This window comes from Streptomyces ossamyceticus (assembly GCF_001418475.1).
Lineage (GTDB): Bacteria > Actinomycetota > Actinomycetes > Streptomycetales > Streptomycetaceae > Streptomyces > Streptomyces ossamyceticus.
The window spans coordinates 1-21,820 of the sequence record NZ_LIQX01000108.1; the positions used below are offsets into that span (position 1 = coordinate 1).

The window sequence follows — 21,820 nt, forward strand, 5'->3', positions numbered from 1 at the left end:
CTACGACTTCGCCGTGTACGGCACCGCCTCCGCGCTCGTCCTCGGCCCCGCCTTCTTCCCCTCGGGCAACGCCACGGTCTCCACCCTCGCCGCGTTCCTCACCTTCGCCGCGGCCTTCGTCTCCCGCCCCCTCGGCGTCGTCCTCTTCGGCACGATCGGCGACCGGCTCGGCAGGCGCCGCGCCCTGGTCGCCTCCCTGCTGCTGATGGGCGTCGCGACGGTCGGCGTGGGCCTGCTGCCCACCTACGAGACCGCCGGACTCCTCGCACCCGTCCTCCTCGTGACGCTCCGTCTGTTGCAGGGCGTCAGCATGGGCGGCGAATGGGGCGGAGCGGTCCTCCTCGCCGCCGAGCACGCCCCGCCCGGCCGCCGCGCGCTGTACGCGGCCGTCCCCAACATGGGGCCGTCGCTCGGCTTCCTGCTCTCCAGCGCCGTTGTCGTCCCCACCCTCGACATCGTCGGCCGGGACGGCTTCTCCGACTGGGCCTGGCGGATCCCGTTCCTGCTCAGCGCCGTGCTCGTCATGGTGGGGCTGTGGGTGCGCACGACGGTCGCCGAGTCCCCCGTGTTCAAGGCGGAGACCGGCGGGGGCACTCGCACACCGGCGTGGGCCGAGACGGAGGACCGGCCCGCCGAGCAGTCCCCGGCGTCCCGCTTCCCGCTCGGCACGCTCCTCGCGCGCCACCCCGGCCGGCTGCTGCTCGGCACCGGGGCGGCGATCGGCGGCTCGGCCGTCTACTACCTCACGATCGTCTACAGCCTGTCCTACGGCCCCAAGACGCTCGGCATCCCGCAGAACACGATGCTGACGGCCGCGAGCATCGGGGCGGCGGCCGGGATCGCGATCACCCTGCCCGTCGCGCGCCTCGCCGACCGGGTCGGACGGCGACCCCTCATGCTCACGGGCGCGACCGGGTCCGTGCTGTGGGCGGTGCCGATGTACGCCTCGCTCAGCTCACGGAACGCGCTGCTCATCACCGGCGCGTACGCGGTGGGGCTGATGCTGCTCGCGCTGATGTTCTCGCCGATGGCGGCGTTCCTCGCGGAGCTGTTCCCGGCGCGGCTGCGGTACACCGGGGCGTCCGCGGCGTTCATCCTCGCCAACACGCTCGGGGGCGGCTTCGCGCCGCTCGCCGCGACGTGGCTGAACAGCCAGTGGTCGTCGCCGCTGGTGCTGGGCTTCTACACGGGCGGGCTGTGCCTGGTCAGCCTGGCCTGCCTGGCGACTCTGCCGGAGACACGGGAGGGGGACTTCGCCGTCTGATCCGTCCGACGGCGGTTCGTGGTTGCTCGCGCGGTTCCCCGCGCCCCTCGCACAGCAGGGGCTGCGCCCCGTGCTGTGCGCCTTGAAGGGCGCGGGGTACCGCAGGACAAGCCCTCACCCGGTCGGCAGGTCCCTCAGGGAGACGCCGGCGGGTACAGCGAGCGGGGAAGCTGGGACGCCGCCGCCGCGTCCAGGAGCCACAGGGTGCGGGCCCTTCCGTACGCGCCCGCGACCGGCGCCTGGATCTCACCGGCGCCGGACAGGCCGATGGCCGCCGCCCGCGCCTTGTCCTCGCCGGCCGCCAGCAGCCACACCTCCCGCGCCGCCCGGATCGCCGGCAACGTCAGGGTGACCCGGGTGGGCGGGGGCTTCGGCGCTCCCCGCACCCCGACCACCGTCCGCTCGGTCTCCCGTACGGCCGGCAGTTCCGGGAACAGCGACGCCACATGTGTGTCCGGGCCGACGCCCAGCATCAGCACGTCGAACGTCGGCACCGAGCCGTGGTTCTCCGGTCCGGCCGCCCGCGCCAGCTCCTCCGCGTACGCGGCGGCCGCCGAGTCCACATCGGTGCCCCACGGTCCGTCCGACGCGGGCATCGCGTGCACCCGCTTCGGGTCCAGCGGCACCGAGTCCAGCAGCGCCTCCCTCGCCTGGGTGATGTTCCGCTCGGGGTCGCCCTCGGGCAGGTACCGCTCGTCACCCCACCACAGGTCCAGCCGGCCCCAGTCGACGGCGTCCCGCGCGGGCGCCGCCGCCAGCGCGGCGAGCAGACCGTTGCCGTTGCGGCCACCGGTGAGGACCACCGAGGCGTAGCCGCGCGAGGCCTGCGCGTCCACGACCTTGGTGATCAGCCGGGCAGCCGCCGCCTGCGCCATCAGCTCCTTGTCGCGGTGCACGACCAGCTGAGGAGTGCTCACTACGACGCCGCCTTCTTCACGGGCGGCATCTGCGCCGGCGTGGGCCGCTCGCCCTCGCCCTCGCCGTCACCACCGGCCGCCAACGCCGACAGGGCCAGCGAAGCGGACGCGGAAGACGAAGCCGAAGACGAAGACGGAGCGGACGTGGAAGACGCGCCGGAAGCGGCCGTCGAGGCCGTGCCCCCACCCGAGGCGTCCGCCGCCGAGGGCGAAGCGCTTCCCGAGGACAGGGCCGACCCGGCGCCTCCCGGAGAAGCCGCGCCCCCAGCCGAGGCCGAGGCCGGAGCCGAAGCCGGAGCCGATGTCGCCCCGGACGTCGTCCCGCCCGGCAGCGCGCTCCCCGCGGAGCCGCCCAGCCGGTCCACCCCGAACCGCAGCGCCGAGGCGTACGTGTCGTCCGGGTCCAGTCGGCGCAGCTCCTCCGCCAGCAGCTCGGACGTCTCGCGGCGCTTCAGCGCCACCGCCCGGTCCGGCTGGTCCTCCAGCGTGAGAAGGGCGAGACCACCGGAGGGCCGGTACAGCCGGATGGGGCCGGTGCTGGTCAGCATCCGCACCTCGTTCAGGCCGGGGCCCGCCGACACTCCGCGCCGCACATGGACGTGCAGCCGGTCCGCGAGCCACATCGCCAGCAGCTCCACGCTCGGGTTGTACTGCTCGCCGTGCACCTCCGCGGAGATGACCTCGCAGTCCACCTGGTCGAGCGCGGCCGCCAGCATGGAACGCCACGGGGTGATCCGCGTCCAGGCGAGATCCGTGTCGCCGGGTTCGTAGTTGTCGGCGCGGGCCCGCAGCTCGTCGATCGGCTTCTCGGCGGAGTAGCTGTCGGTGACGCGCCGCTGGGCGAGCGCGCCCAGCGGATCGCGGGCCGGGTCGAGCGGCGCGGTGACCGGCCACCACACCACGACCGGCGCGTCCGGCAGCAGCAGCGGCAGCACCACCGACTGGGCGTGGTCCGCGACCTCGCCGTACAGCCGGAGGACGACCGTCTCGCCGGCGCCCGCGTCCGCGCCCACCCGCACCTCGGCGTCGAGGCGGGACTTCGTCCGGTCCCGGGGACCGCGTGAGACACGCTTGATGACCACGAGCGTGCGCGAGGGATGCTCGCGGGACGCGTCGTTCGCGGCCTTCAACGCGTCGTACGCGTTCTCCTCGTCCGTGACGATGACCAGCGTGAGCACCATGCCGACGGCCGGCGTGCCGATCGCGCGGCGCGCCTTGACGAGCGCCTTGTTGATCTTGCTGGCGGTGGTGTCCGTGAGGTCTGTCTTCATGGCCGGCGCCAGCTCCGTCCGTCTCGTTCGAGCATCTCGTCCGCCTCGACGGGGCCCCAGGTACCGGCCTGGTACTGGGCGGGCCTGCCGTGCTTGTCCCAGTACTCCTCGATCGGGTCGAGGATCTTCCAGGACAGTTCGACCTCCTCCGTGCGCGGGAAGAGGTTCGAGTCACCGAGCAGGACGTCGAGGATCAGCCGCTCGTACGCCTCGGGGCTGGACTCCGTGAACGACTCGCCGTACGCGAAGTCCATCGACACGTCCCGGATCTCCATCGAGGTGCCCGGCACCTTGGAGCCGAAGCGGACGGTGACACCCTCGTCGGGCTGGACGCGGATGACGATCGCGTTCTGGCCCAGTTCCTCGGTGGCGGTGGAGTCGAAGGGGGAGTGGGGCGCCCGCTGGAAGACCACGGCGATCTCGGTCACCCGGCGGCCGAGGCGCTTGCCGGTCCGCAGGTAGAACGGCACACCGGCCCAGCGGCGGTTGTCGACCTCCACCTTGATCGCGGCGTACGTGTCGGTCTTCGACTTGCGGTCGATGCCGTCCTCTTCGAGGTAGCCGATGACCTTCTCGCCGCCCTGCCAGCCGGCCGCGTACTGCGCGAACACGGTGTCCCGGCCGAGGTCCCGCGGCAGCCGTACCGCGCCGAGGACCTTGGTCTTCTCCGCGGCGAGCGCGTCCGCGTCGAAGGAGGCGGGCTCCTCCATCGCGGTCAGCGCCATCAGCTGCAGGAGGTGGTTCTGGATGACGTCACGAGCGGCGCCGATGCCGTCGTAGTAGCCGGCGCGGCCGCCGATGCCGATGTCCTCGGCCATGGTGATCTGCACATGGTCCACGAAGGACCGGTTCCAGATCGGCTCGAACATCGTGTTGGCGAACCGGAGCGCCAGGATGTTCTGGACGGTCTCCTTGCCCAGGTAGTGGTCGATGCGGAAGACCTGGTCCGGGGCGAAGACCTCGTGGACGATCGCGTTGAGCTCCTCGGCCGACTTCAGGTCGTGGCCGAAGGGCTTCTCGATGACCGCGCGCCGCCAGGAACCGCTCGACTGGTCGGCCAGTCCGTGCTTCTTCAGCTGCTGGATCACGACCGGGAACGCGGACGGCGGCACAGAGAGGTAGAAGGCGAAGTTGCCACCGGTGCCCTGCGCCTTGTCCAGCTCCTGGATCGTGTCGCGCAGCCGCTCGAACGACAGGTCGTCGTCGAAGGTGCCCTGCACGAACCGCATGCCCTGGATGAGCTGCTGCCAGACCTCCTCGCGGAAGGGCGTGCGGGCATGCTCCTTGACCGCGTCGTGGACCTCCTGCGCGAAGTCCTCGTGCGCCCATTCACGGCGCGCGAAACCGACGAGCGAGAAGCCCGGCGGCAGCAGTCCGCGGTTGGCGAGGTCGTACACGGCAGGCATCAGCTTCTTGCGTGACAAGTCGCCTGTGACGCCGAAGATGACCAGGCCCGACGGCCCCGCGATACGCGGGAGCCGTCGGTCCGCGGCGTCACGCAGCGGATTGCTGCTCGACAAGGTGTTCAGCCCTCCGAGGGTGCGAGGCGCTTCAGCTCCGCCTCGGTCGACTTGAGCAGGTCGTTCCAGGACGCCTCGAACTTCTCGACGCCCTCCTCCTCCAGCAGCTGGACGACCTCGTCGTACGAGATGCCGAGCTTCTCGACCGCGTCCAGCTCGGCACGGGCCTGCTCGTACGTCCCGGCGACCGCGTCGCCGCGGATCTCACCGCTGTCCGCGGTGGCCTCCAGGGTGGCCTCCGGCATGGTGTTCACCGTGTTCGGCGCCACCAGCTCGTCGACGTACAGGGTGGGCTTGTACGCCGGGTCCTTGACGCCGGTCGAGGCCCACAGCGGACGCTGCTTGTTCGCGCCCGCGCTCTCCAGGGCCGCCCAGCGCTCGCCGCTGAAGACCTCCTCGTACGCCTGGTAGGCGAGGCGCGCGTTGGCGACGCCGGCCTTGCCGCGCGCGGCCTTGGCCTCGGGCGTGCCCTGCGCGTCGAGGCGCTTGTCGATCTCGGTGTCCACGCGGGACACGAAGAACGACGCCACCGAGTGGATCTTCGACAGGTCGAGGCCGCGCTCCTTGGCCTTCTCCAGACCGGCCAGGTAGGCGTCCATCACCTGGCGGTAGCGCTCCAGCGAGAAGATCAGCGTGACGTTGACGCTGATACCGAGGCCGATGACCTCGGTGATGGCCGGCAGGCCGCCCATCGTCGCCGGGATCTTGATCAGGGTGTTGGGGCGGTCCACCAGCCAGGCGAGCTGCTTGGCCTCGGCGACCGTCGCCTTGGTGTTGTGCGCCAGCCGCGGGTCGACCTCGATGGACACCCGGCCGTCCTGGCCGTCGGTCGCGTCGAAGACGGGGCGCAGAATGTCGGCGGCGTCACGGACGTCCGCCGTCGTGATCATGCGGATGGCCTCCTCGACGGTCACCTTGCGGGCCGCGAGGTCCGACAGCTGCTGGTCGTAGCCGTCACCCTGGGAGATCGCCTTCTGGAAGATCGAAGGGTTGGTGGTGACGCCCACGACGTGCTGCTGGTCGATCAGCTCGGCGAGGTTGCCGGACGTGATGCGCTTGCGCGACAGGTCGTCCAGCCAGATCGCCACGCCTTCCTCGGAGAGGCGCTTGAGTGCGTCTGTCATGGAATTACATCTCCTACGTGTCGTATGTGAGCGTCAGCGCTGGGCGGCCGCGAGCGATTCCTGCGCGGCGGCGGCCACGTTCTCCGCGGTGAAGCCGAACTCCTTGAAGAGCACCTTGCCGTCGGCCGAAGCGCCGAAGTGCTCCAGCGAGACGATGCGGCCGGCGTCACCGACGTACCGGTGCCAGGTCAGTCCGATCCCGGCCTCGACGGCGACACGTGCCTTGACGGACGGCGGCAGGACGCTGTCCCGGTACCCCTGGTCCTGCTCCTCGAACCACTCGACGGAGGGCATCGACACCACACGGGTCGGCACGCCCCGCGCCTGGAGCTGCTCGCGGGCCTCCACGGCGACGTGCACCTCGGAGCCGGTCGCGATCAGGATGACCTGGGCGTCGCCGCCGTCGGCCTCGAAGAGCACGTAACCGCCCTTGGCCGCGCCCTCGTTGGGCTCGTACGTCGGTACGCCCTGACGGGTCAGCGCGAGGCCGTGCGGAGCACCCTTGCCCCACTCCTTCGTCCAGCGCTTGAGGATCTCGCGCCAGGCGATCGCCGTCTCGTTGGCGTCGGCCGGGCGGACGATGTTCAGGCCGGGGATGGCGCGCAGCGAGGCCAGGTGTTCGACCGGCTGGTGGGTGGGGCCGTCCTCGCCGAGACCGATGGAGTCGTGCGTCCACACGTACGTCACCGGCAGGTGCATCAGCGCGGAGAGCCGGACGGCGTTGCGCATGTAGTCGGAGAACACCAGGAAGGTGCCGCCGAAGATACGGGTGTTGCCGTGCAGCGCGATGCCGTTCATCTCGGCGGCCATGGCGTGCTCACGGATACCGAAGTGGATCGTCCGGCCGTACGGGTTCGCCTCGGGCAGCGGGTTGTCCGCCGGGAGGAACGACGACGTCTTGTCGATGGTCGTGTTGTTCGAACCGGCGAGGTCGGCGGAGCCGCCCCACAGCTCGGGGATCACCGAACCGAGCGCCTGGAGCACCTTGCCGGACGCGGCGCGGGTGGCGACACCCTTGCCCGCCTCGAACACCGGCAGGTGCGCCTCCCAGCCCTCGGGCAGCTCACCGGCCGCGACGCGCTCGTACTCGGCGGCGCGGTCGGGGTTGTTGTCCCGCCACTGCTGGAACGACTTCTCCCACACGGCGCGGGCCGCCTGGCCGCGGTCGCCCAGGCCACGCGTGTGCGCGATGACCTCGTCGGTGACCTCGAAGTGCTTCTCCGGGTCGAAGCCCAGGACCCGCTTGGTGGCCGCGACCTCGTCCTCGCCGAGCGCCGAGCCGTGCGCGGCCTCGGTGTTCTGCGCGTTCGGGGCGGGCCAGGCGATGATGGAGCGCATCGCGATGAACGACGGCCTGTCGGTGACGGCCTTCGCGGCCTCGATCGCCTCGAACAGCGCGGCCGGGTCGAGGTCGCCGTTCTCCTTGGGCTCCACCCGCTGCACATGCCAGCCGTACGCCTCGTACCGCTTGGCGGTGTCCTCGGAGACGGCCGTCTCGGTGTCGCCCTCGATCGAGATGTGGTTGTCGTCCCACAGCATGATCAGGTTGCCGAGCTTCTGGTGCCCGGCCAGCGACGACGCCTCGGCGGAGATGCCCTCCTGGAGGCACCCGTCACCGGCGATCACGAAGACGTGGTGGTCGAACGGCGACTCGCCGACGGCGGCCTCCGGGTCGAACAGACCGCGCTCGTAACGGGCGGCCATGGCCATGCCGACGGCGTTGGCGACGCCCTGGCCGAGCGGCCCGGTCGTCGTCTCCACAGCCTTGGTGTGCCCGTACTCGGGGTGGCCCGGCGTCTTCGAGCCCCAGGTGCGGAAGGACTCAAGGTCCTCCAGCTCCAGACCGAAGCCGCCCAGGTACAGCTGGATGTACAGCGTCAGGGAGGAGTGGCCGGCGGACAGGACGAACCGGTCACGGCCCACCCAGTCCGGGTCGGCGGGGTCGTGGCGCATCACCTTCTGGAAGAGGGTGTACGCGGCGGGCGCGAGGCTCATGGCCGTACCCGGATGGCCGTTGCCGACCTTCTGTACGGCGTCGGCGGCCAGGACGCGGGCGGTGTCGACGGCCCGCTGGTCCAGCTCGGTCCACGCGAGGTCTGTAGTGGTCGGCTTGGTGCTCACCCTGGGTCAGGGCTCCTCTCACATGTCCGGTGCCGGCGTTCTCGGGGCGCCGGCCGCAGTCGAGCCTACCCCCGTAACAACGCGCATTTTTTCGAGTCATTCCAGACTGCCGGGACCGTCCCGGATCCGCCTCCCGACCGGTCGTTCCGCATGGTGAGACCAGCGGGTTCGGTCGCTCGACATCTGAATACGCAGCCGCTCATCCGACTGCTCAACCGAAGTGTGTTCGGCTCGTCCGGGCACGCCGCCCAACACGACCCGACCCCCTTGAAAGGCTGACTCTGGGCAACGTCTACAGTGGCGTGGTACGCGCGAGCCGTTACGGGGAGTTCACATCCGTGGTGCTCGCTGGGAGTCTCTGTCAGGGGTGTGCGTGACGGCCGTCGAATCCCGTCCACCGGGCGTGCTGGGCGCGAACAGCACGAGCAGCATCCGGGGTCAGCGGCCGTTCGGGGCCCGCGTCAAGGCGTTCGTGGCCCTCACCAAGCCGAGGATCATCGAACTGCTGCTGATCACCACCGTTCCGGTGATGTTCCTCGCGGAGCAGGGCGTGCCCGACCTGTGGCTGGTGCTCGCCACGTGTATCGGCGGCTACCTCTCCGCGGGCGGCGCCAACGCGCTCAACATGTACATCGACCGTGACATCGACGCCCTCATGGAGCGCACCTCGCAGCGCCCCCTCGTCACCGGCATGGTCACGCCGCGTGAGGGCCTGGTCTTCGGCATCACCCTCGCCGTCGTCTCCACCGCCTGGTTCGGCGTCCTCGTCAACTGGCTGTCCGCCTGGCTGTCGCTCGGGGCGCTCCTCTTCTACGTCGTCGTCTACACGATGATCCTCAAACGGCGTACGGCGCAGAACATCGTGTGGGGCGGCATCGCCGGCTGCATGCCGGTCCTCATCGGCTGGTCCGCGGTGACGAACTCGATGTCCTGGGCCGCGGTGATCCTCTTCCTGGTCATCTTCTTCTGGACCCCGCCGCACTACTGGCCGCTGTCCATGAAGGTGAAGGACGACTACGCCCGCGTCGGCGTGCCGATGCTGCCGGTGATCGCCTCCAACAGGGTCGTCGCCCGCCAGATCGTCCTCTACAGCTGGGTGATGGTCGCCGTCTCCCTGCTGCTGACCCCCCTCGGCTACACCGGCTGGTTCTACACGACGGTCGCCCTGGTGACCGGCGGCTGGTGGCTCTGGGAGGCCCACGCCCTCCAGAACCGCGCGAAGAGCGGCGTCACGGGCGCCAAGCTCAAGGAAATGCGCCTGTTCCACTGGTCGATCACCTACGTCTCCCTCCTCTTCGTGGCAGTGGCGGTGGACCCCTTCCTCCGCTGAGGGTGCCCGCCTGAGAAGCGCCCGCGGCAGCGCCCCTCCAGGGGCGCGGGGCTGTACCCATCCGCGGCTGGGCCGCGTGGGCGCGAGCAACCGCGATCCACCCGCACCCGCCCACTCGAGTCCACGCGCTACGGCGAGTGGCCAACCCCACTGGCCCCACCATCGCCGCCCGATCTACCCCTCGGTAACATCCTGTCCATGGCAGACACCAAGCAGGCAGACGAGGCCAAGGAAGCCAAGCGAGCCGCCAAGGCCGAGCGCCAGGCGACCCGGCTGGCCAAGCAGATCCGCTCCTTCGCGGCAGCGCACCGCGGCGCCGAGGCCCAGGTCGCCTACATCGGCGAGCGCGGCTCCCGCATCGTCCTCGTGGGCGAGGACGGCGGCTGGGGCGACCTCGTCGCCCCCACCCACGCCATCGCCGAGGAAGCCGTGCGCAAGGCCGGCGTCACCGTGCACGAGGACTTCGACGGCGAGTTCGCCGCCAAGGTGCGCACCGGCCCGTACGAATGGTCCCGGATGGCCGGAATCCAGGTCGGGGGACCGGCCAACAGCAACACCTGAGCCCGACTCACCCGTTAGGACCTGTGGGAGCACACCGGTCCAGCGACGGGGAGTCCGGATGATCGAAACACCGTCCCTCGTGGACCAGTACTGCCACGGCGTACTGAGAACGGAGCTGGGCCTCGGCACGTTCGAGGCCCACCTCGCCCGCGGTGAGGGACCACCGGCGCCCGGCACCACCTACTTCGACACCCAGACCGGCTTCGCCGTGCGCCGCTGGTGCCCGCCCCTGCTGGGCCTCGAACCGCACTGCCCACCGGCCCGCTATCTCGCCCGCCGCCGTGAACTGGGCGTCCTGGAGGCGGGCCGCCGACTGCTGCGGGGCAGCGGCATCACCACCTACCTCGTCGACACGGGACTGCCCGGCGATCTCACCGGGCCCGGCGAGATGGCCACCACGGGCGACGCGGACGCCCACGAGATCGTCCGGCTCGAACTCCTCGCCGAACAGGTGGCCGACACCTCCGGCACAGTGGAGTCGTTCCTCGCCAATCTCGCCGAGTCGGTGCACGGGGCCGCCGCGCACGCCGTGGCCTTCGCGTCGGTGGCGGGCGTACGGCACGGTCTGGCGCTCGCACCCGAACCGCCCGGCCCCGGGGAGGTGCGAGGGGCCGCCGGGCGCTGGCTCGCGCACCGGCCCGTCGGCGGGACCCTCACCGACCAGGTGCTCCTGCGCCATCTGCTGTGGATCGCCATCGCCTCCGGGCGCCCCCTCCAGCTCCACGCCGGCCTCGGCGAGCCCGGCCTGCGCATCGACCGCACGGATCCCGTCCTGCTCACCGACTTCGTCCGCGCCACGGCCGGCCTCGGCACCGACCTGGTCCTGCTGCACGGCTACCCGTACCACCGCCACGCCGCCCACCTCGCCGGCGTCTTCCCGCACGTCTACGCCGACCTCGGCGCCGAACTCGTCCGCACCGGGGCGCGGGCCCCCGCCGTGCTCGCCGAGGTCCTCGAACTCGCCCCCTTCGGCAAGCTCCTGTTCTCCAGCGGTGCCCACGGCCTGCCCGAGCTTCACGTCGTCGGCGCCCGCCTCTTCCGCGAGGCGCTGGCCCGGGTACTGGGCACCTGGGTCGCGGAGGGCGCCTGGTCCCTGACGGACGCCCAGCGTGTGGCCGCACTCATCGCGGCGGACAACGCGCGACGGGTGTACGGGCTGGAGTGAGCCGGACAGACTGAGCCGCATGACACGCAGCACCACGACTCCCACGGGTACCGCCGCCTTACCGGACACGGGCGTGCTGCCCGGCGCCACCGCCGCCCTCGTCCGCCGCTTCGTCGACGGGCTGCAGGACGGCCTGGAACCGCTCGCCGTCTGGGCCCACGGCTCCCTCGGCGGGGGCGACTACCAGGAAGGCCGCAGCGATCTGGACCTGATCGCCGTGCTGGACGGACCGATCACGGCCGGGACGGTCTGGTGGGTGGCCAGGCTCCACGCACGGCTGCGCCACGAACCGCTCGCCGCCCTGCTCCACTGCACCTATCTGACCCCCGGCACCGCGGACGACAACGGGCGCAAGCACCTCACCTGGGCGCATGAGCGGCTGTTCCGGCGGACGGTCACTCCGGTCACCCGCCGTGAACTGCACAGCTTCGGCGTGGTCCTGCACGGAGAGCTGCCCGAGGCCCTGCTGCCCCCGGTCCAGGACATCGACCTGGCCGCGTTCGTCGTAGGCGACCAGCGGGACTTCTGGCGCCCGGCGGTCGACAGAGCCCACCTGTGGCAGCGGGACGTCTGGGTCGACCTCGGTCTGCTCACCCACGCCCGGGCCGCCGTCACCCTGAGGGACGGCCGGCTGATCTCCAAGCGCGAGGCGCTGGAGCTGCTGCCGGAGCTGGGCGCGCCCGGCGAGGTGGTCGAGGACGTCCGGCGGCGCCGCTACCGGGAGCCGGCCCGCGTGGTGCCGCGTCGGGGCCAGCTGACCAGGGCGTTCCTCGGCCCGGCGATCGACGGCCTGGTCCGGACGTACGGCTGACTCAGCCGTGGGCCGCGACCGGGCGCTCCGCCTGGGCCGGCGCCGATACGTCCGTCTCGTCCGCCGGCCGCTCCCGCAGGGACAGCAGGACCCTCAGGGTGGCGATCCACACCAGGCAGGAGCCGAGCATATGGGCGCCGACCAGGACCTCGGGGAGGTCGGTGAAGTACTGGACATAGCCGATGACGCCCTGCGCGAGCAGGACCAGGAACAGGTCCCGGGTGCGGCGCAGCGGGTCGCGGGGCGCGTCGACCGCCTTGAGGACGAACCACAGGGCGAAGGTCAGCGTCACCACGATCCAGGCGAGCACGGCGTGCAGCTTGGTGACGGTCTCCCAGTTCAGCGGGATGCGCGCGACCTTGCTGGAGTCACCGGCGTGCGGACCCGCGCCGGTGACGACCGTGCCGACCGCGATCAGCAGCACCGTGACGCCCACCAGGATCCACACCAGCTGCCGCACCGCCTTGCCGACCAGCGGACGCGGGACGGCGTCGCCCTCACGGGTGCGGTGCCACATCACGGCGGCGACGGCGATGAGCGCCGTGGACAGCAGGAAGTGCGCGGCGACCGTGTACGGGTTGAGGCCGACCAGCACGACGATGCCGCCGAGGACCGCGTTGCCCATGACCACCCAGAACTGCGCCCAGCCCAGCCGGGTCAGGTCGCGCCGGTACGGCTTCTGGGAGCGCGCGGCGACGATCGCCCAGCCGACCGCCGCGCACAGCACGTACGTCAGCATGCGGTTGCCGAACTCGATGGCACCGTGGACGCCCATCTCGCGCGTGGCGGTGAGCGAGTCGTCGGTGCACTTGGGCCAGGTCGGGCAGCCGAGGCCCGACCCGGTGAGTCGCACGGCACCGCCGGTCACCACGATGACCACCGCCATCACGAGGGCGGCGAGGGCCGCACGCCGCACGGTCCGGGGATCGGGGGTCCAGCGTTCGGCGATGAAGGCGAGCGGGTTGCGCGCTGCGGAGACGAGGTCGTCGCGGGTCACTTTCGGCACGCGCACCATGGTAGGCCGCCGCTTGTGCACGCGTTCACGAGGGGGCGCGCCGTTCCCGCACCACCGCTGTGGCCTGCGGTTACTCCCAGCGGAAGAACTTGGCGGCCGCGCCGAGCCCGAGCACCGCCCACACCGCGAGGATGCCGAGGTCCGCCCACGGCATCGCGGCGCCGTGCTGGAGGACGTCGCGCAGTCCGTCGGAGAGCGCGGCGATCGGCAGCAGCCCGAGCACGCCCTGCGCCGCGTCCGGGAACTTGTCGAGCGGCACCACGACTCCGCCGCCGACGAGCAGCAGCAGGAAGACCAGATTCGCCGCGGCGAGCGTCGCCTCCGCCTTCAGCGTGCCCGCCATCAGCAGGCCGAGGCCGGAGAACGCGGCCGTGCCGAGAACCAGGAGCAGCAGGACCGCGAACGGGTTGCCGTGCGGGGACCAGCCCATCGCGAAGGCGATCACCGTGAGCAGCACGACCTGGAGGACCTCGGTGACCAGCACGGACAGCGTCTTCGCGGCCATCAGCCCCCAGCGGGGAAGCGGCGAGACCGCCAGCCGCTTCAGAACGCCGTAGCGGCGCTCGAAGCCGGTGGCGATGGCCTGCCCCGTGAACGCCGTCGACATCACGGCGAGTGCGAGGACACCGGGGGCCAGGAAGTCGACGGCCTCGCCCTCGCCGGTATCGACGATGTCCACCGACCCGAACAGAACCAGCAGCAGGGCGGGGATCACGACCGTCAGGAGCAGCTGCTCGCCGTTGCGCAGCAGCATCTTCGTCTCCAGAGCCGCCTGCGCCGCGATCATGCGGGACAGCGGGGCGGCGCCGGGCCGGGGCACGTAGGTACCGCTGGTGGTCATGAACGCAGCTCCTTGCCCGTCAGTTCGAGGCTGTGTCTTCCCGGGGGGCGACCCCCGGACCCCCGGCCGGTTCGTGTGCGGGCCCAGGTCATGAACGCAGCTCCTTGCCCGTCAGTTCGAGGAAGACGTCTTCGAGGGTGTGGCGCTCCACCGCGATCCGGTCCGGCATCACACCGTGCTGGGCGCACCAGGACGTGACGGTCGCGAGGAGCTGGGGGTCGACCTTGCCGGTGACCCGGTAGACGCCCGGGGTCAGCTCGACGGCGGTGGAGTCGGCGGGCAGCGCCTTCAGCAGCGAGCCGACGTCGAGGGCGGGGCGCCCGGTGAAGCGGAGGGTGTTCTCGGCGCCGCCGCGGCACAGCTCCTCGGGGGTGCCCTGGGCTATGACCCGGCCGGCGTCGATGATCGCGACATCGTCGGCGAGCTGCTCGGCCTCGTCCATGTAGTGCGTGGTCAGGATGATGGAGACCCCGTCGGCACGCAGGTCCCGGACGAGGTCCCAGGTGGCGCGGCGGGCCTGTGGGTCGAGGCCCGCGGTCGGCTCGTCGAGGAAGACCAGCTCGGGGCGGCCGACCACGGCCATCGCGAGGGCCAGCCGCTGCTGCTGCCCGCCGGACAACCGCCGGTAGGTGGTGCGGCCGCAGCCGCCGAGTCCGAGGCGCTCGATGAGGGCGTCCACGTCGAGCGGGTGCGCGTGCAGCTTGGCCACGTGCCGCAGCATCTCGTCGGCGCGTGCCCCCGAGTAGACGCCGCCGGACTGCAGCATGACACCGACCCGCGGCCGCAGCTCGGCCGACTGCCCCACCGGGTCGAGGCCGAGGACGCGCACCGTGCCGGAGTCCGGCTTCCGGTATCCCTCGCAGGTCTCGACCGTGGTCGTCTTGCCGGCCCCGTTCGGACCGAGCACGGCGGTCACGCCCTCCCGGGCCACCAGATCGAGGCCGTCCACCGCGGTCTTCGTGCCGTACCGCTTCACCAGGGCCTGGATCCGGACCACGGGCTCACATCGCATGACCCCGAGTCTAGGGAGGCGCTCACGCTCCGGGACCGGCGGGTGGGCGCACTCCCTGTCCGCACCGCGAGGAGGGCGCGCCCACCGCGGGCGGCTGGGCCACCGGAACCAAGGGCTCCCGCGGCCGTCGCCCAGGGCGCGAGAACGGCCACCTCGCACGTTCTGGGCTGTTCGGGTGAAACGGTCAAGTCTCACATATGCCGATCTTCTGACGGTGCTTCACTTTCCATGGTCTGCCCCGGGCGTCAAGTGGACCCCTTCTCCCTTCCCCTGAAAGGCAGTTGACCCATGATTGGATGCTCCTCACTCAGCCGGCTCAGAGCTGCGGCCGCTCTCGTCGCCTGGGGCCTGCTGTGCGCGGCCCTCGTGGTGCTGCCCGCTCCGCGGGCGGCGGCCCAGCCGGTGGTCGGACCGCAGTTCTTCGACGACCTGGCCTACAGCGGCAACCTCGATCCGCTCCTCGCCCAGCGAGGGTGGACGCTCAGGTCCGGCCAGGGCGGGCCGGGCGTGCCCGGCGCCACTTGGCGGCGGGACAACATCACCTTCGCCACCGAGTCCGGTGCCTCCGTCATGACGATGCGTTCCGGCACCAACGGCACGGCGGCCGGCACCGAGCACACCGAGATCTACCAGCAGCGCAAGTTCCAGTACGGCACCTATGCGGCGCGGGTCCGCTTCAGCGACGTGCCGATCTTCGGACCGGACGGCGACCGTATGGTGCAGACGTTCTTCACCATCTCGCCGCTGAACTACTCGATGGACCCCGCCTACAGCGAACTCGACTTCGAATACCTGCCCAACGGCGGATGGGGCATCCCCGGCAGCGCGCTGCTCGCCTCCTCCTGGGAGACCTACTCGGAGGACCCGCCCCAGGAGGAACACGTCACCACCGAGGAGCGCGCGAGCTTCTCCGGCTGGCACGACCTCGTCATCACGGTCGACGGCACGGCCGTCACCTATTACATCGACGGCCGGCTCTTCGCCACGCACGCGGAGCCGTATCTGCCCGAGTCGACGATGAGCATCCGCTTCAACCACTGGCTGATCAACCTGACGGGGATCAACAGCCGGAAGACCCGTGCGTACGAGGAGAAGGTCGACTACGTGTACTTCGCCCAGGACCAGGTGCTGAGCCCGTCGGAGGTGGAGGCCGCCGTCGATGACTACCGGGCGCGCGGCGTGACCTTCGAGGACTCCGTCTGAGCGGATCGCGGAGGACGGGTCGGTCTCAGGAGGAGGCCGACCCGTTCCCGTCGGGGAGCGGCAGCCGGGCCGTGAAGGTGGTGCCCCGGCCCTCCTCGGAGTGCACCTCCATCTCGCCGCCGTGGTTCGCCACGATGGTGTGGACGATGGTCAGCCCCAGACCCGTGCCCGGAATGGCTGCGTCGGTGGCGTTCGAGGCACGGAAGAACCGCTGGAACAGCTTCTCCTGCTCGGCCGGGGGAATGCCGATGCCGTTGTCGCTGACTGTCAGGATCGCCTCCCCGTTCCGGGTCTCGGTGGCCACGGTGACCTTCCCGCCCTCCGGGGTGAACTTCACGGCGTTCGACAACAGGTTCATCAGGACCCGGTCCAGCTGGTCGCCGTCCGCCTCCAGCACCAGGGGCCGAGCGGGGCAGCGCGTCTCCAGGGCCACCGACGCGGCTTCGGCGGCAGGGCGGATCGCGTCCGCCGCCGAAGCCACCAGACCGTGCAGGTCCACCGGTTTCTTCATGGAGCCGAAGGTCCCCGACTCGATGCGGGAGAGGGTGAGCAGATCCTCGATGAGTGCCCGCAGACGGTTGGCGTTGCGGTCGACGACGTCCAGCATCCGCAGCTGCGGCGGCGTCAGCGGCCCGGTCTCCTCGTCCTTCAGCAGCTCGATGTACCCGACGATGCTGGTCAGCGGGGTGCGCAGCTCATGCGAGACGGTGGACAGGAAATCACTCTTGGCCTGGTCCAGCGCACGCAGCTTCTCGACCAGACGCGTCTCCTTCTCGTACAGCAGGGAGGTGTGCAGCGCGCGGCCCACGCCGCTGGCCATGGACTCGGCGATCTCGACCTCCACCGGACGCCAGGCGCGGTCGCCGTCGACACGGGCCACGCACACGGCGCCGATCGGTTCCTCGCCGACTCCGATCGGTGTCACCACCGCCGAGTGCAGCCCCAGAGCCGCCGTGGCGGCACGGTTCTCGGCCGGCATGCCGACCTGACCGAAGGAACCCGGGGCACCCGACATCGGAGTGGTGCCGGACAGATACCGGGGCAGGTCGGTGGCCAGCCAGACCGTTCCCCGACGGTAGTGGTCGCGGACCACGTCCGCGGGGAGCGGCGGTATGGCCCGGGCCTGGGCCTCGGGCAGCAGACCTTGTTCGGCGGACCACACCCGGGCCAGGGGGAAGGCGGCGCCGCCGTCCTCGGTGAGCAGGACGAAGACGTAGTCGGCGCCGAGGATCTCGCCCATGCCGCCGCAGGCGGTGTCGAGCACGTAGTCGACGTCCAGGCGGTCCCTGATCCGGATGCCGAGTTCGCGCGCCGCCTGGGACAGGCTGCCGCGTTCCCGCTCGACCTCGCGCAGCCGGGCGCCCTCGTCGGCGAGCACGTTGACCGACCGTGCCACCTCTCTGATCTCCTCCGGCCCCACCTCCCGCGCCCGTGCCGAGTGCTCGCCTGCGGCCAGCCGGCCGAGCGTCCGAGCGGTGCTCCTGAGCGGCCTGGTCAGTGCGCGAGTGGTCCGCACGGCCGCCAGGACGGCCACCGTTCCGCCCACCGCGAGCAGGACGCCGATGCCCACGACGCTGGTCTCCAGGACCGTGTCGGCCCGCTCGTCCAGACGGTTCATCTCACGGGTGAGGCTCAGATCGTGGCGCCGGTTGATGGCGTCGAAGGCGCTGAACCGCCGGGCTGCCTGAACGGTCAGCCGGTTCGCCTCGTCGCTGCCGGGAGCCGCCTTCGCCTGCCGGTCGGCGACGGCCACATAGGCACGCAGCTCCTCTTCCTGCGCCGAGAGATTCCGCCGGGTCGCACCGGTGGTGCCCCGGCGGGCGGAGGCGAGGGCGGCGAAGGACTGCCCGCGTGCGCGTTCGTAGCCGGCGAGCTCCGTCTCGTCACCGGTGAGGAGGTAGGTGCGTACGGCACGGTGCATGCGGTTCGCCTGTTCGCGCACGCGCAGGTTCTGCCGCACCTGCGGCTCCAGTTCGGTGATGACCCGACCGTGCAGCCTGTCCGCCATGGACGTGGTGGTGAGCGATCCCGCGCCGACGATCAGCAGGAGCGTGATCAGCAGGGTGTAGGTCGCTGTGAGCCGGCGTGCCACACGGACGCCGTGCCGCTGTGGGGCCGTCCTCATGTCCGTTTCCCGCCTTCCGGGATCTGTTCCGAGCCGAATCCACTGCGTGCCATCGAGCCCCACACCTGTGGGGCCCGGTTCAGCGCGTCCCACATGCCCCGCAGCCGCCACCACGCCGTGAACTGGCGATAGCCGACGTTCTCGACCACGACACCGACGAAGGCGCCCCACACGTCACGCCACCGTGAGAAGCGGTGGTACGCGTACTCCTCCACCGCGATGGACACCAGGCTGATGATCATGGCGTAGACATACGCGGCGAGCAGGAAGCGCCACAGGAAGGCCACATCGACCGCGCCGAGCAGGACACCGAGGGGCATCAGAACGAGCCCGGAGAGTTCCACCAGCGGGGCCGCCAGCTCGAAGAGCACATAGAACGGCATGGCCACCGTTCCGACGCGGCCGTAGCGCGGGTTGCCGATCATGCGGCGGTGCTTCAGCAGGATCTCCATCAGCCCGCGCTGCCACCGCCGCCGCTGGCGCCCCAGGACCCGCAGCTCGGAGGGCGCCTCGCTCCAGGAGATCGGCTCCGTGACGAACACGATGCGGTAGTCGCGGTTCCTGCGGCCCTGTTCCCGCATGTACCGGTGGAGGCGGACGACGAGCTCCGCGTCCTCACCGATGCAGTCCGGGTCCATCCCGCCCACCGCCACGACGGCGTCCCGCCGGAAGAGGCCGAAGGCACCGGCGATGATCAGCAGTCCGCCGATCCGGGACCATCCCGTCCGGCCGAGGAAGAAGCCGCGCAGATACTCGACGACCTGCGCCCGGCCGAGCGGGTCGGAGGGGACGTGCGCCTCGACCACGCGTCCCGCCTCCACGGTGCAACCGTTGGCGATCCCGACCACACCGCCGCTGGCGATCACCCGCAGCGGATCGTCACTGAACGGCTTGGCCACGGCGAGCAGTGCCTGCGAGTCGAGGATGGAGTCGGCGTCCACCATGCACACCAGCGGGTACCGGGCCAGGTTGATCCCGACGTTGAGCGCGTCGGCCTTCCCGCCGTTCTCCTTGCGTGCCACCACCAGCGGCACCGGTCCGCCCCTCGGCAGACGCAGCGAGAGGACCGAGCCCCGGATGGGGACGTCCTCCGGGACGACATGGTCCACCTCGGCGAGGTCGAAGGCTTCGGCCAGGGCCTCCAGGGTGCCGTCGGTGGAGCCGTCGTCGACGACGATGACCTCGAACACCGGGTAGTGCAGCAGCAGCATGGCCCGCACGGCCTCCGTGATCCCCGCCGCCTCGTTGTACGCGGGCATGATCACCGAGATGGGCGGGGTGAAAGGGCTGCCGGCGGCGTCCTCGTAGCCCGCGAAGGGTGCCCGGCGAAGTCTCCTGGTGATCTCCCCGAGGGCGAGGAGGTTGAGCATCAGATGGCCGGTGTTGATGGCCAGGAAATAGAGGATGACGGCGGTGTCGCACACCGTGATCACGTCATGCAGGGCTCCGAGCGGTCCCTCCCAGTTCCCGACGGCCGCGAGGCTCACAGACTCACCTCCACCAGGACGTCATGGCGTGTGCCGCCGACGGCCGCCTCCGCGAGCACGGCCCTGGCCTGGGCGGCCGCCCGTGTGTCCGGCCGGTCGCGGACGGCGCCGCGCAGCGCCGCCTCGCCCGGCGGGCCGAGTCGCAGCAGAGCCCGCGCCACGGTGCCGGCCACATGCGGGTCGGGATCACCGAGCAGCGCGGCCAGCGGGCCCGTCGCGGCCTCGGCGCCGAGGCTGCCCAGGGCGCCGGCCGCCACGATGCGCGGGGCGGCCGGCTGGCCGGGGCGGATGGCCGCCAGCAGCGGCTCCAGGCCGTCGGGCATGCCCAGCCTGCCCAGCGCGCGGGCCGCCCGGATCCGGACCTCGGTCTCGGGGTCCTCCCGCAGGGCCCGGACGATGTCGGGGGTGCGGGCGATCGCTCCCGTCACCCCGAGCACCTCCACCGCCACGGCCCGGACGAGGGGCGCCGGGTCCTGGAGCCCAGCCGCGAGACGGTGCCACGCGTCGGCCCCGAGGGAGGTCAGCGCCGCGGTGACGATCTTGGGCGACACCGCCCGCGGTCCGTGCAGGCTCCTCAGCAGATGCGGTACGGCCGCCGGATCACCGGTCCGGCCCAGCGCCCGTGCAGCGGCCAGCCGCACCTCCCGGTCTCGGTCGTCGAGCAGCCGGCACAGCGAGGGGGTGGCAGGACGGTGGCGCAGCTGACCGAGCACCTGTGCCGCGCGCCCCCGCCGGACGGCACTGCGGCTGCCCAGGTCGGCGACGGCCTGCGCGGCGGAGCCGCGCATCTCGTACAGCCGGACCAGTGCCGTGCGGGCCCTGCCGGACACCTTGCCCAGCATGGCGGCCACGGTCGGCTCCAGCGCGGTCCAGGTGCGCCGGTCGATCCGCGCCATGCGCTCCAGCAGCTCGCCCTGTTCCTCCTCCGGCGCGCACAGCAGTTCCAGCAACAGGCCGCGCACCGGCGCCGCGACCCGCTCACGTCTGCGCCTGCGGAGCGTACGGGCACCGCGGATGACCGTGACCAGCAGACTCAGTGCGAGGCCCACGGCCAGCAGGTACAGCAGTGCGCCGGTGATGAAGTCGAGCGGGATCACCGCTCGGCCCGGGAGAGCACCGCGTTGACCCGGCTGGACAGCTCGCGCGGGCTGAAGGGCTTGACGATGTAGTCGTCGGCGCCCGCCGAGAAGCCGAGTTCGACGTCTCCCTCCTGGGAGCGGGCGGTGATCAGGATGACCGGGAGCGACGCGGTCTCCTGCGCCGCGCGCAGCTCGCGGCAGACGTCCAGTCCCGACATCCCCGGCATCCGGATGTCGAGGAGGACGAGATCCGGCGGACCCTCGCGCAGTGCCCGCAGCGCGGCCATGCCGTCCTCCACGGCCGTCACCTGGTGGCCGCTCTGCGTCAGCTTGAACGCGACGAGATCCCGGATGTCGGCGTCGTCGTCGGCTACCAGCACACGGGCCATTACTCCTCCTGCGATGCGGAACTGCGGTGGGAGGCGACGAGGCGTGCCACCGCCGCCTGCCGGAACGGCTTCGCCAGCAGTCCGTCCGTCGGGAGCTCGCCCAGGTCCTCCCGGTCGAGCACGGAGGTGACGACGAGCCGGCACCGTTTCGTCCGCTCGTCCGCTCGCATTCTGCGGATGACCTCCCGCCCGTCGATGCCGGGCAGCATTACGTCGACGATCGCCATGTCCGGGGGGTCGGCGAACGCCAGGTCGAGCCCCTTCTCACCCGAGGCCGCAGTGCTCACGCGGTAGCCGAGGGCGCCCAGATGCCGTGTCAGCAGGGCGCGGACGTCCTGGTCGTCGTCGATCACCAGGACGTGCGGGGGGTCGCGCTCAACGTCCATCACCATCCCGATCAGTAGGCGGATGCTTACAAATTAGGATTAGTTGGTATCTCTCGCCACATGAGGCGCATAGGTAACACCAGGGCCATCGCCGCAGGTGATCGATCAAAGATCGTTTCCGCAGGTCGGATTAGGTATACCTAAGTGATGCAGGGCACGGCCGGGTGCTCGGGGCGCGGCTTGCCCCCCTCCGAGGAAT

The 21,820-nt window shown here is 71.2% G+C and carries 19 protein-coding genes; 6 read left to right on the forward strand and 13 right to left on the reverse strand.

Annotation, left to right across the window (positions count from 1 at the left end):
• On the forward strand, nt 1-1,264 hold a 1,264-nt coding region (locus tag AOK15_RS09885; RefSeq protein ID WP_055514930.1), incomplete at its 5' end, for an MFS transporter.
• A gap of 134 nt (nt 1,265-1,398) precedes the next feature.
• Here AOK15_RS09885 and pgl read toward each other — a convergent pair.
• Genes pgl through tkt form a run of 5 tightly spaced genes read right to left on the reverse strand, consistent with a single transcriptional unit; the run spans nt 1,399 to nt 8,217 of the window.
• Nucleotides 1,399-2,181 carry a 6-phosphogluconolactonase gene (gene pgl, locus AOK15_RS09890; RefSeq protein WP_055514932.1) on the reverse strand — a complete coding sequence of 261 codons (783 nt, stop codon included), beginning with the start codon at nt 2,179-2,181 and terminating at the stop codon, nt 1,399-1,401.
• Nucleotides 2,181-3,452, reverse strand: coding sequence for a glucose-6-phosphate dehydrogenase assembly protein OpcA (opcA, locus tag AOK15_RS09895; RefSeq protein WP_055514934.1), 1,272 nt, complete (start codon nt 3,450-3,452; stop codon nt 2,181-2,183). The genes pgl and opcA overlap by 1 nt, the downstream gene beginning before the upstream one ends.
• Entirely contained in the window at nt 3,449-4,981 is a 1,533-nt protein-coding gene (gene zwf / locus AOK15_RS09900) for a glucose-6-phosphate dehydrogenase (protein WP_338059890.1), read from the reverse strand. Before zwf ends, opcA begins: the two co-directional genes overlap by 4 nt.
• Nucleotides 4,978-6,096 (reverse strand): transaldolase, encoded by a 1,119-nt coding sequence (tal, locus tag AOK15_RS09905; RefSeq protein WP_055514938.1) that lies wholly within the window; start codon nt 6,094-6,096, stop codon nt 4,978-4,980. Before tal ends, zwf begins: the two co-directional genes overlap by 4 nt.
• Before the next feature lie 33 nt (nt 6,097-6,129).
• On the reverse strand, nt 6,130-8,217 hold the full coding sequence (gene tkt, locus AOK15_RS09910) for a transketolase (protein WP_055514939.1): 2,088 nt from the start codon (nt 8,215-8,217) through the stop codon (nt 6,130-6,132).
• Nucleotides 8,218-8,590: 373 nt separating this feature from the next.
• Between tkt and AOK15_RS09915 the strand changes: the two genes are divergently transcribed.
• From AOK15_RS09915 to AOK15_RS09930, 4 genes are all read left to right on the forward strand, one after another.
• Complete coding sequence (locus AOK15_RS09915) at nt 8,591-9,547, forward strand: heme o synthase (protein ID WP_055514976.1); 957 nt, start codon at nt 8,591-8,593, stop codon at nt 9,545-9,547.
• Nucleotides 9,548-9,745: 198 nt separating this feature from the next.
• Nucleotides 9,746-10,108, forward strand: a complete 363-nt coding sequence (locus AOK15_RS09920) for a hypothetical protein (RefSeq protein WP_055514941.1) — start codon at nt 9,746-9,748, stop codon at nt 10,106-10,108.
• Between the two features lie 58 nt (nt 10,109-10,166).
• Nucleotides 10,167-11,273 (forward strand): amidohydrolase family protein, encoded by a 1,107-nt coding sequence (locus AOK15_RS09925; RefSeq protein WP_055514943.1) that lies wholly within the window; start codon nt 10,167-10,169, stop codon nt 11,271-11,273.
• A 19-nt stretch (nt 11,274-11,292) separates the two neighbouring features.
• Nucleotides 11,293-12,084 carry a hypothetical protein gene (locus tag AOK15_RS09930; protein ID WP_055514945.1) on the forward strand — a complete coding sequence of 264 codons (792 nt, stop codon included), beginning with the start codon at nt 11,293-11,295 and terminating at the stop codon, nt 12,082-12,084.
• Nucleotide 12,085: 1 nt separating this feature from the next.
• Here the strand turns inward: AOK15_RS09930 and AOK15_RS09935 are convergent, their stop codons facing one another.
• The 3 genes from AOK15_RS09935 to AOK15_RS09945 all read right to left on the reverse strand — a co-directional run bounded on the left by AOK15_RS09935 (nt 12,086) and on the right by AOK15_RS09945 (nt 14,952).
• A complete protein-coding gene (locus AOK15_RS09935) occupies nt 12,086-13,099 on the reverse strand; it encodes a COX15/CtaA family protein (protein WP_055514947.1) in 1,014 nt (337 codons plus the stop codon).
• Nucleotides 13,100-13,169: 70 nt separating this feature from the next.
• Nucleotides 13,170-13,940, reverse strand: coding sequence for an ABC transporter permease (locus AOK15_RS09940; protein WP_055514949.1), 771 nt, complete (start codon nt 13,938-13,940; stop codon nt 13,170-13,172).
• Between the two features lie 88 nt (nt 13,941-14,028).
• Entirely contained in the window at nt 14,029-14,952 is a 924-nt protein-coding gene (locus AOK15_RS09945; protein WP_055514951.1) for an ABC transporter ATP-binding protein, read from the reverse strand.
• 288 nt (nt 14,953-15,240) lie between these two features.
• Between AOK15_RS09945 and AOK15_RS09950 the strand changes: the two genes are divergently transcribed.
• Entirely contained in the window at nt 15,241-16,155 is a 915-nt protein-coding gene (locus AOK15_RS09950) for a glycoside hydrolase family 16 protein (protein WP_079058393.1), read from the forward strand.
• A 25-nt stretch (nt 16,156-16,180) separates the two neighbouring features.
• On the opposite strand, the gene AOK15_RS09955 is transcribed toward AOK15_RS09950, so the two are convergent.
• Genes AOK15_RS09955 through AOK15_RS09975 form a run of 5 tightly spaced genes read right to left on the reverse strand, consistent with a single transcriptional unit; the run spans nt 16,181 to nt 21,627 of the window.
• Entirely contained in the window at nt 16,181-18,280 is a 2,100-nt protein-coding gene (locus AOK15_RS09955) for an ATP-binding protein (RefSeq protein ID WP_055514954.1), read from the reverse strand.
• A complete protein-coding gene (locus tag AOK15_RS09960; RefSeq protein WP_205632106.1) occupies nt 18,277-19,767 on the reverse strand; it encodes a glycosyltransferase family 2 protein in 1,491 nt (496 codons plus the stop codon). The genes AOK15_RS09955 and AOK15_RS09960 overlap by 4 nt, the downstream gene beginning before the upstream one ends.
• A complete protein-coding gene (locus AOK15_RS09965; RefSeq protein WP_055514955.1) occupies nt 19,764-20,864 on the reverse strand; it encodes a HEAT repeat domain-containing protein in 1,101 nt (366 codons plus the stop codon). Before AOK15_RS09965 ends, AOK15_RS09960 begins: the two co-directional genes overlap by 4 nt.
• Nucleotides 20,861-21,235 carry a response regulator transcription factor gene (locus AOK15_RS09970; protein WP_055514957.1) on the reverse strand — a complete coding sequence of 125 codons (375 nt, stop codon included), beginning with the start codon at nt 21,233-21,235 and terminating at the stop codon, nt 20,861-20,863. The genes AOK15_RS09965 and AOK15_RS09970 overlap by 4 nt, the downstream gene beginning before the upstream one ends.
• A complete protein-coding gene (locus AOK15_RS09975) occupies nt 21,235-21,627 on the reverse strand; it encodes a response regulator (RefSeq protein WP_055514959.1) in 393 nt (130 codons plus the stop codon). The genes AOK15_RS09970 and AOK15_RS09975 overlap by 1 nt, the downstream gene beginning before the upstream one ends.
• Nucleotides 21,628-21,820: the final 193 nt, after the last annotated feature.

Bases quoted from the DNA above. Each gene is read 5' to 3' on its own strand.
- opcA (WP_055514934.1), bottom strand. From the start codon at position 3,452: ATGAAGACAGACCTCACGGACACCACCGCCAGCAAGATCAACAAGGCG.
- tal (WP_055514938.1), bottom strand. From the start codon at position 6,096: ATGACAGACGCACTCAAGCGCCTCTCCGAGGAAGGCGTGGCGATCTGG.
- AOK15_RS09920 (WP_055514941.1), top strand. From the start codon at position 9,746: ATGGCAGACACCAAGCAGGCAGACGAGGCCAAGGAAGCCAAGCGAGCC.
- AOK15_RS09925 (WP_055514943.1), top strand. From the start codon at position 10,167: ATGATCGAAACACCGTCCCTCGTGGACCAGTACTGCCACGGCGTACTG.
- AOK15_RS09930 (WP_055514945.1), top strand. From the start codon at position 11,293: ATGACACGCAGCACCACGACTCCCACGGGTACCGCCGCCTTACCGGAC.
- AOK15_RS09935 (WP_055514947.1), bottom strand. From the start codon at position 13,099: ATGGTGCGCGTGCCGAAAGTGACCCGCGACGACCTCGTCTCCGCAGCG.
- AOK15_RS09940 (WP_055514949.1), bottom strand. From the start codon at position 13,940: ATGACCACCAGCGGTACCTACGTGCCCCGGCCCGGCGCCGCCCCGCTG.
- AOK15_RS09945 (WP_055514951.1), bottom strand. From the start codon at position 14,952: ATGCGATGTGAGCCCGTGGTCCGGATCCAGGCCCTGGTGAAGCGGTAC.
- AOK15_RS09950 (WP_079058393.1), top strand. From the start codon at position 15,241: ATGATTGGATGCTCCTCACTCAGCCGGCTCAGAGCTGCGGCCGCTCTC.
- AOK15_RS09955 (WP_055514954.1), bottom strand. From the start codon at position 18,280: ATGAGGACGGCCCCACAGCGGCACGGCGTCCGTGTGGCACGCCGGCTC.
- AOK15_RS09970 (WP_055514957.1), bottom strand. From the start codon at position 21,235: ATGGCCCGTGTGCTGGTAGCCGACGACGACGCCGACATCCGGGATCTC.
- AOK15_RS09975 (WP_055514959.1), bottom strand. From the start codon at position 21,627: ATGGTGATGGACGTTGAGCGCGACCCCCCGCACGTCCTGGTGATCGAC.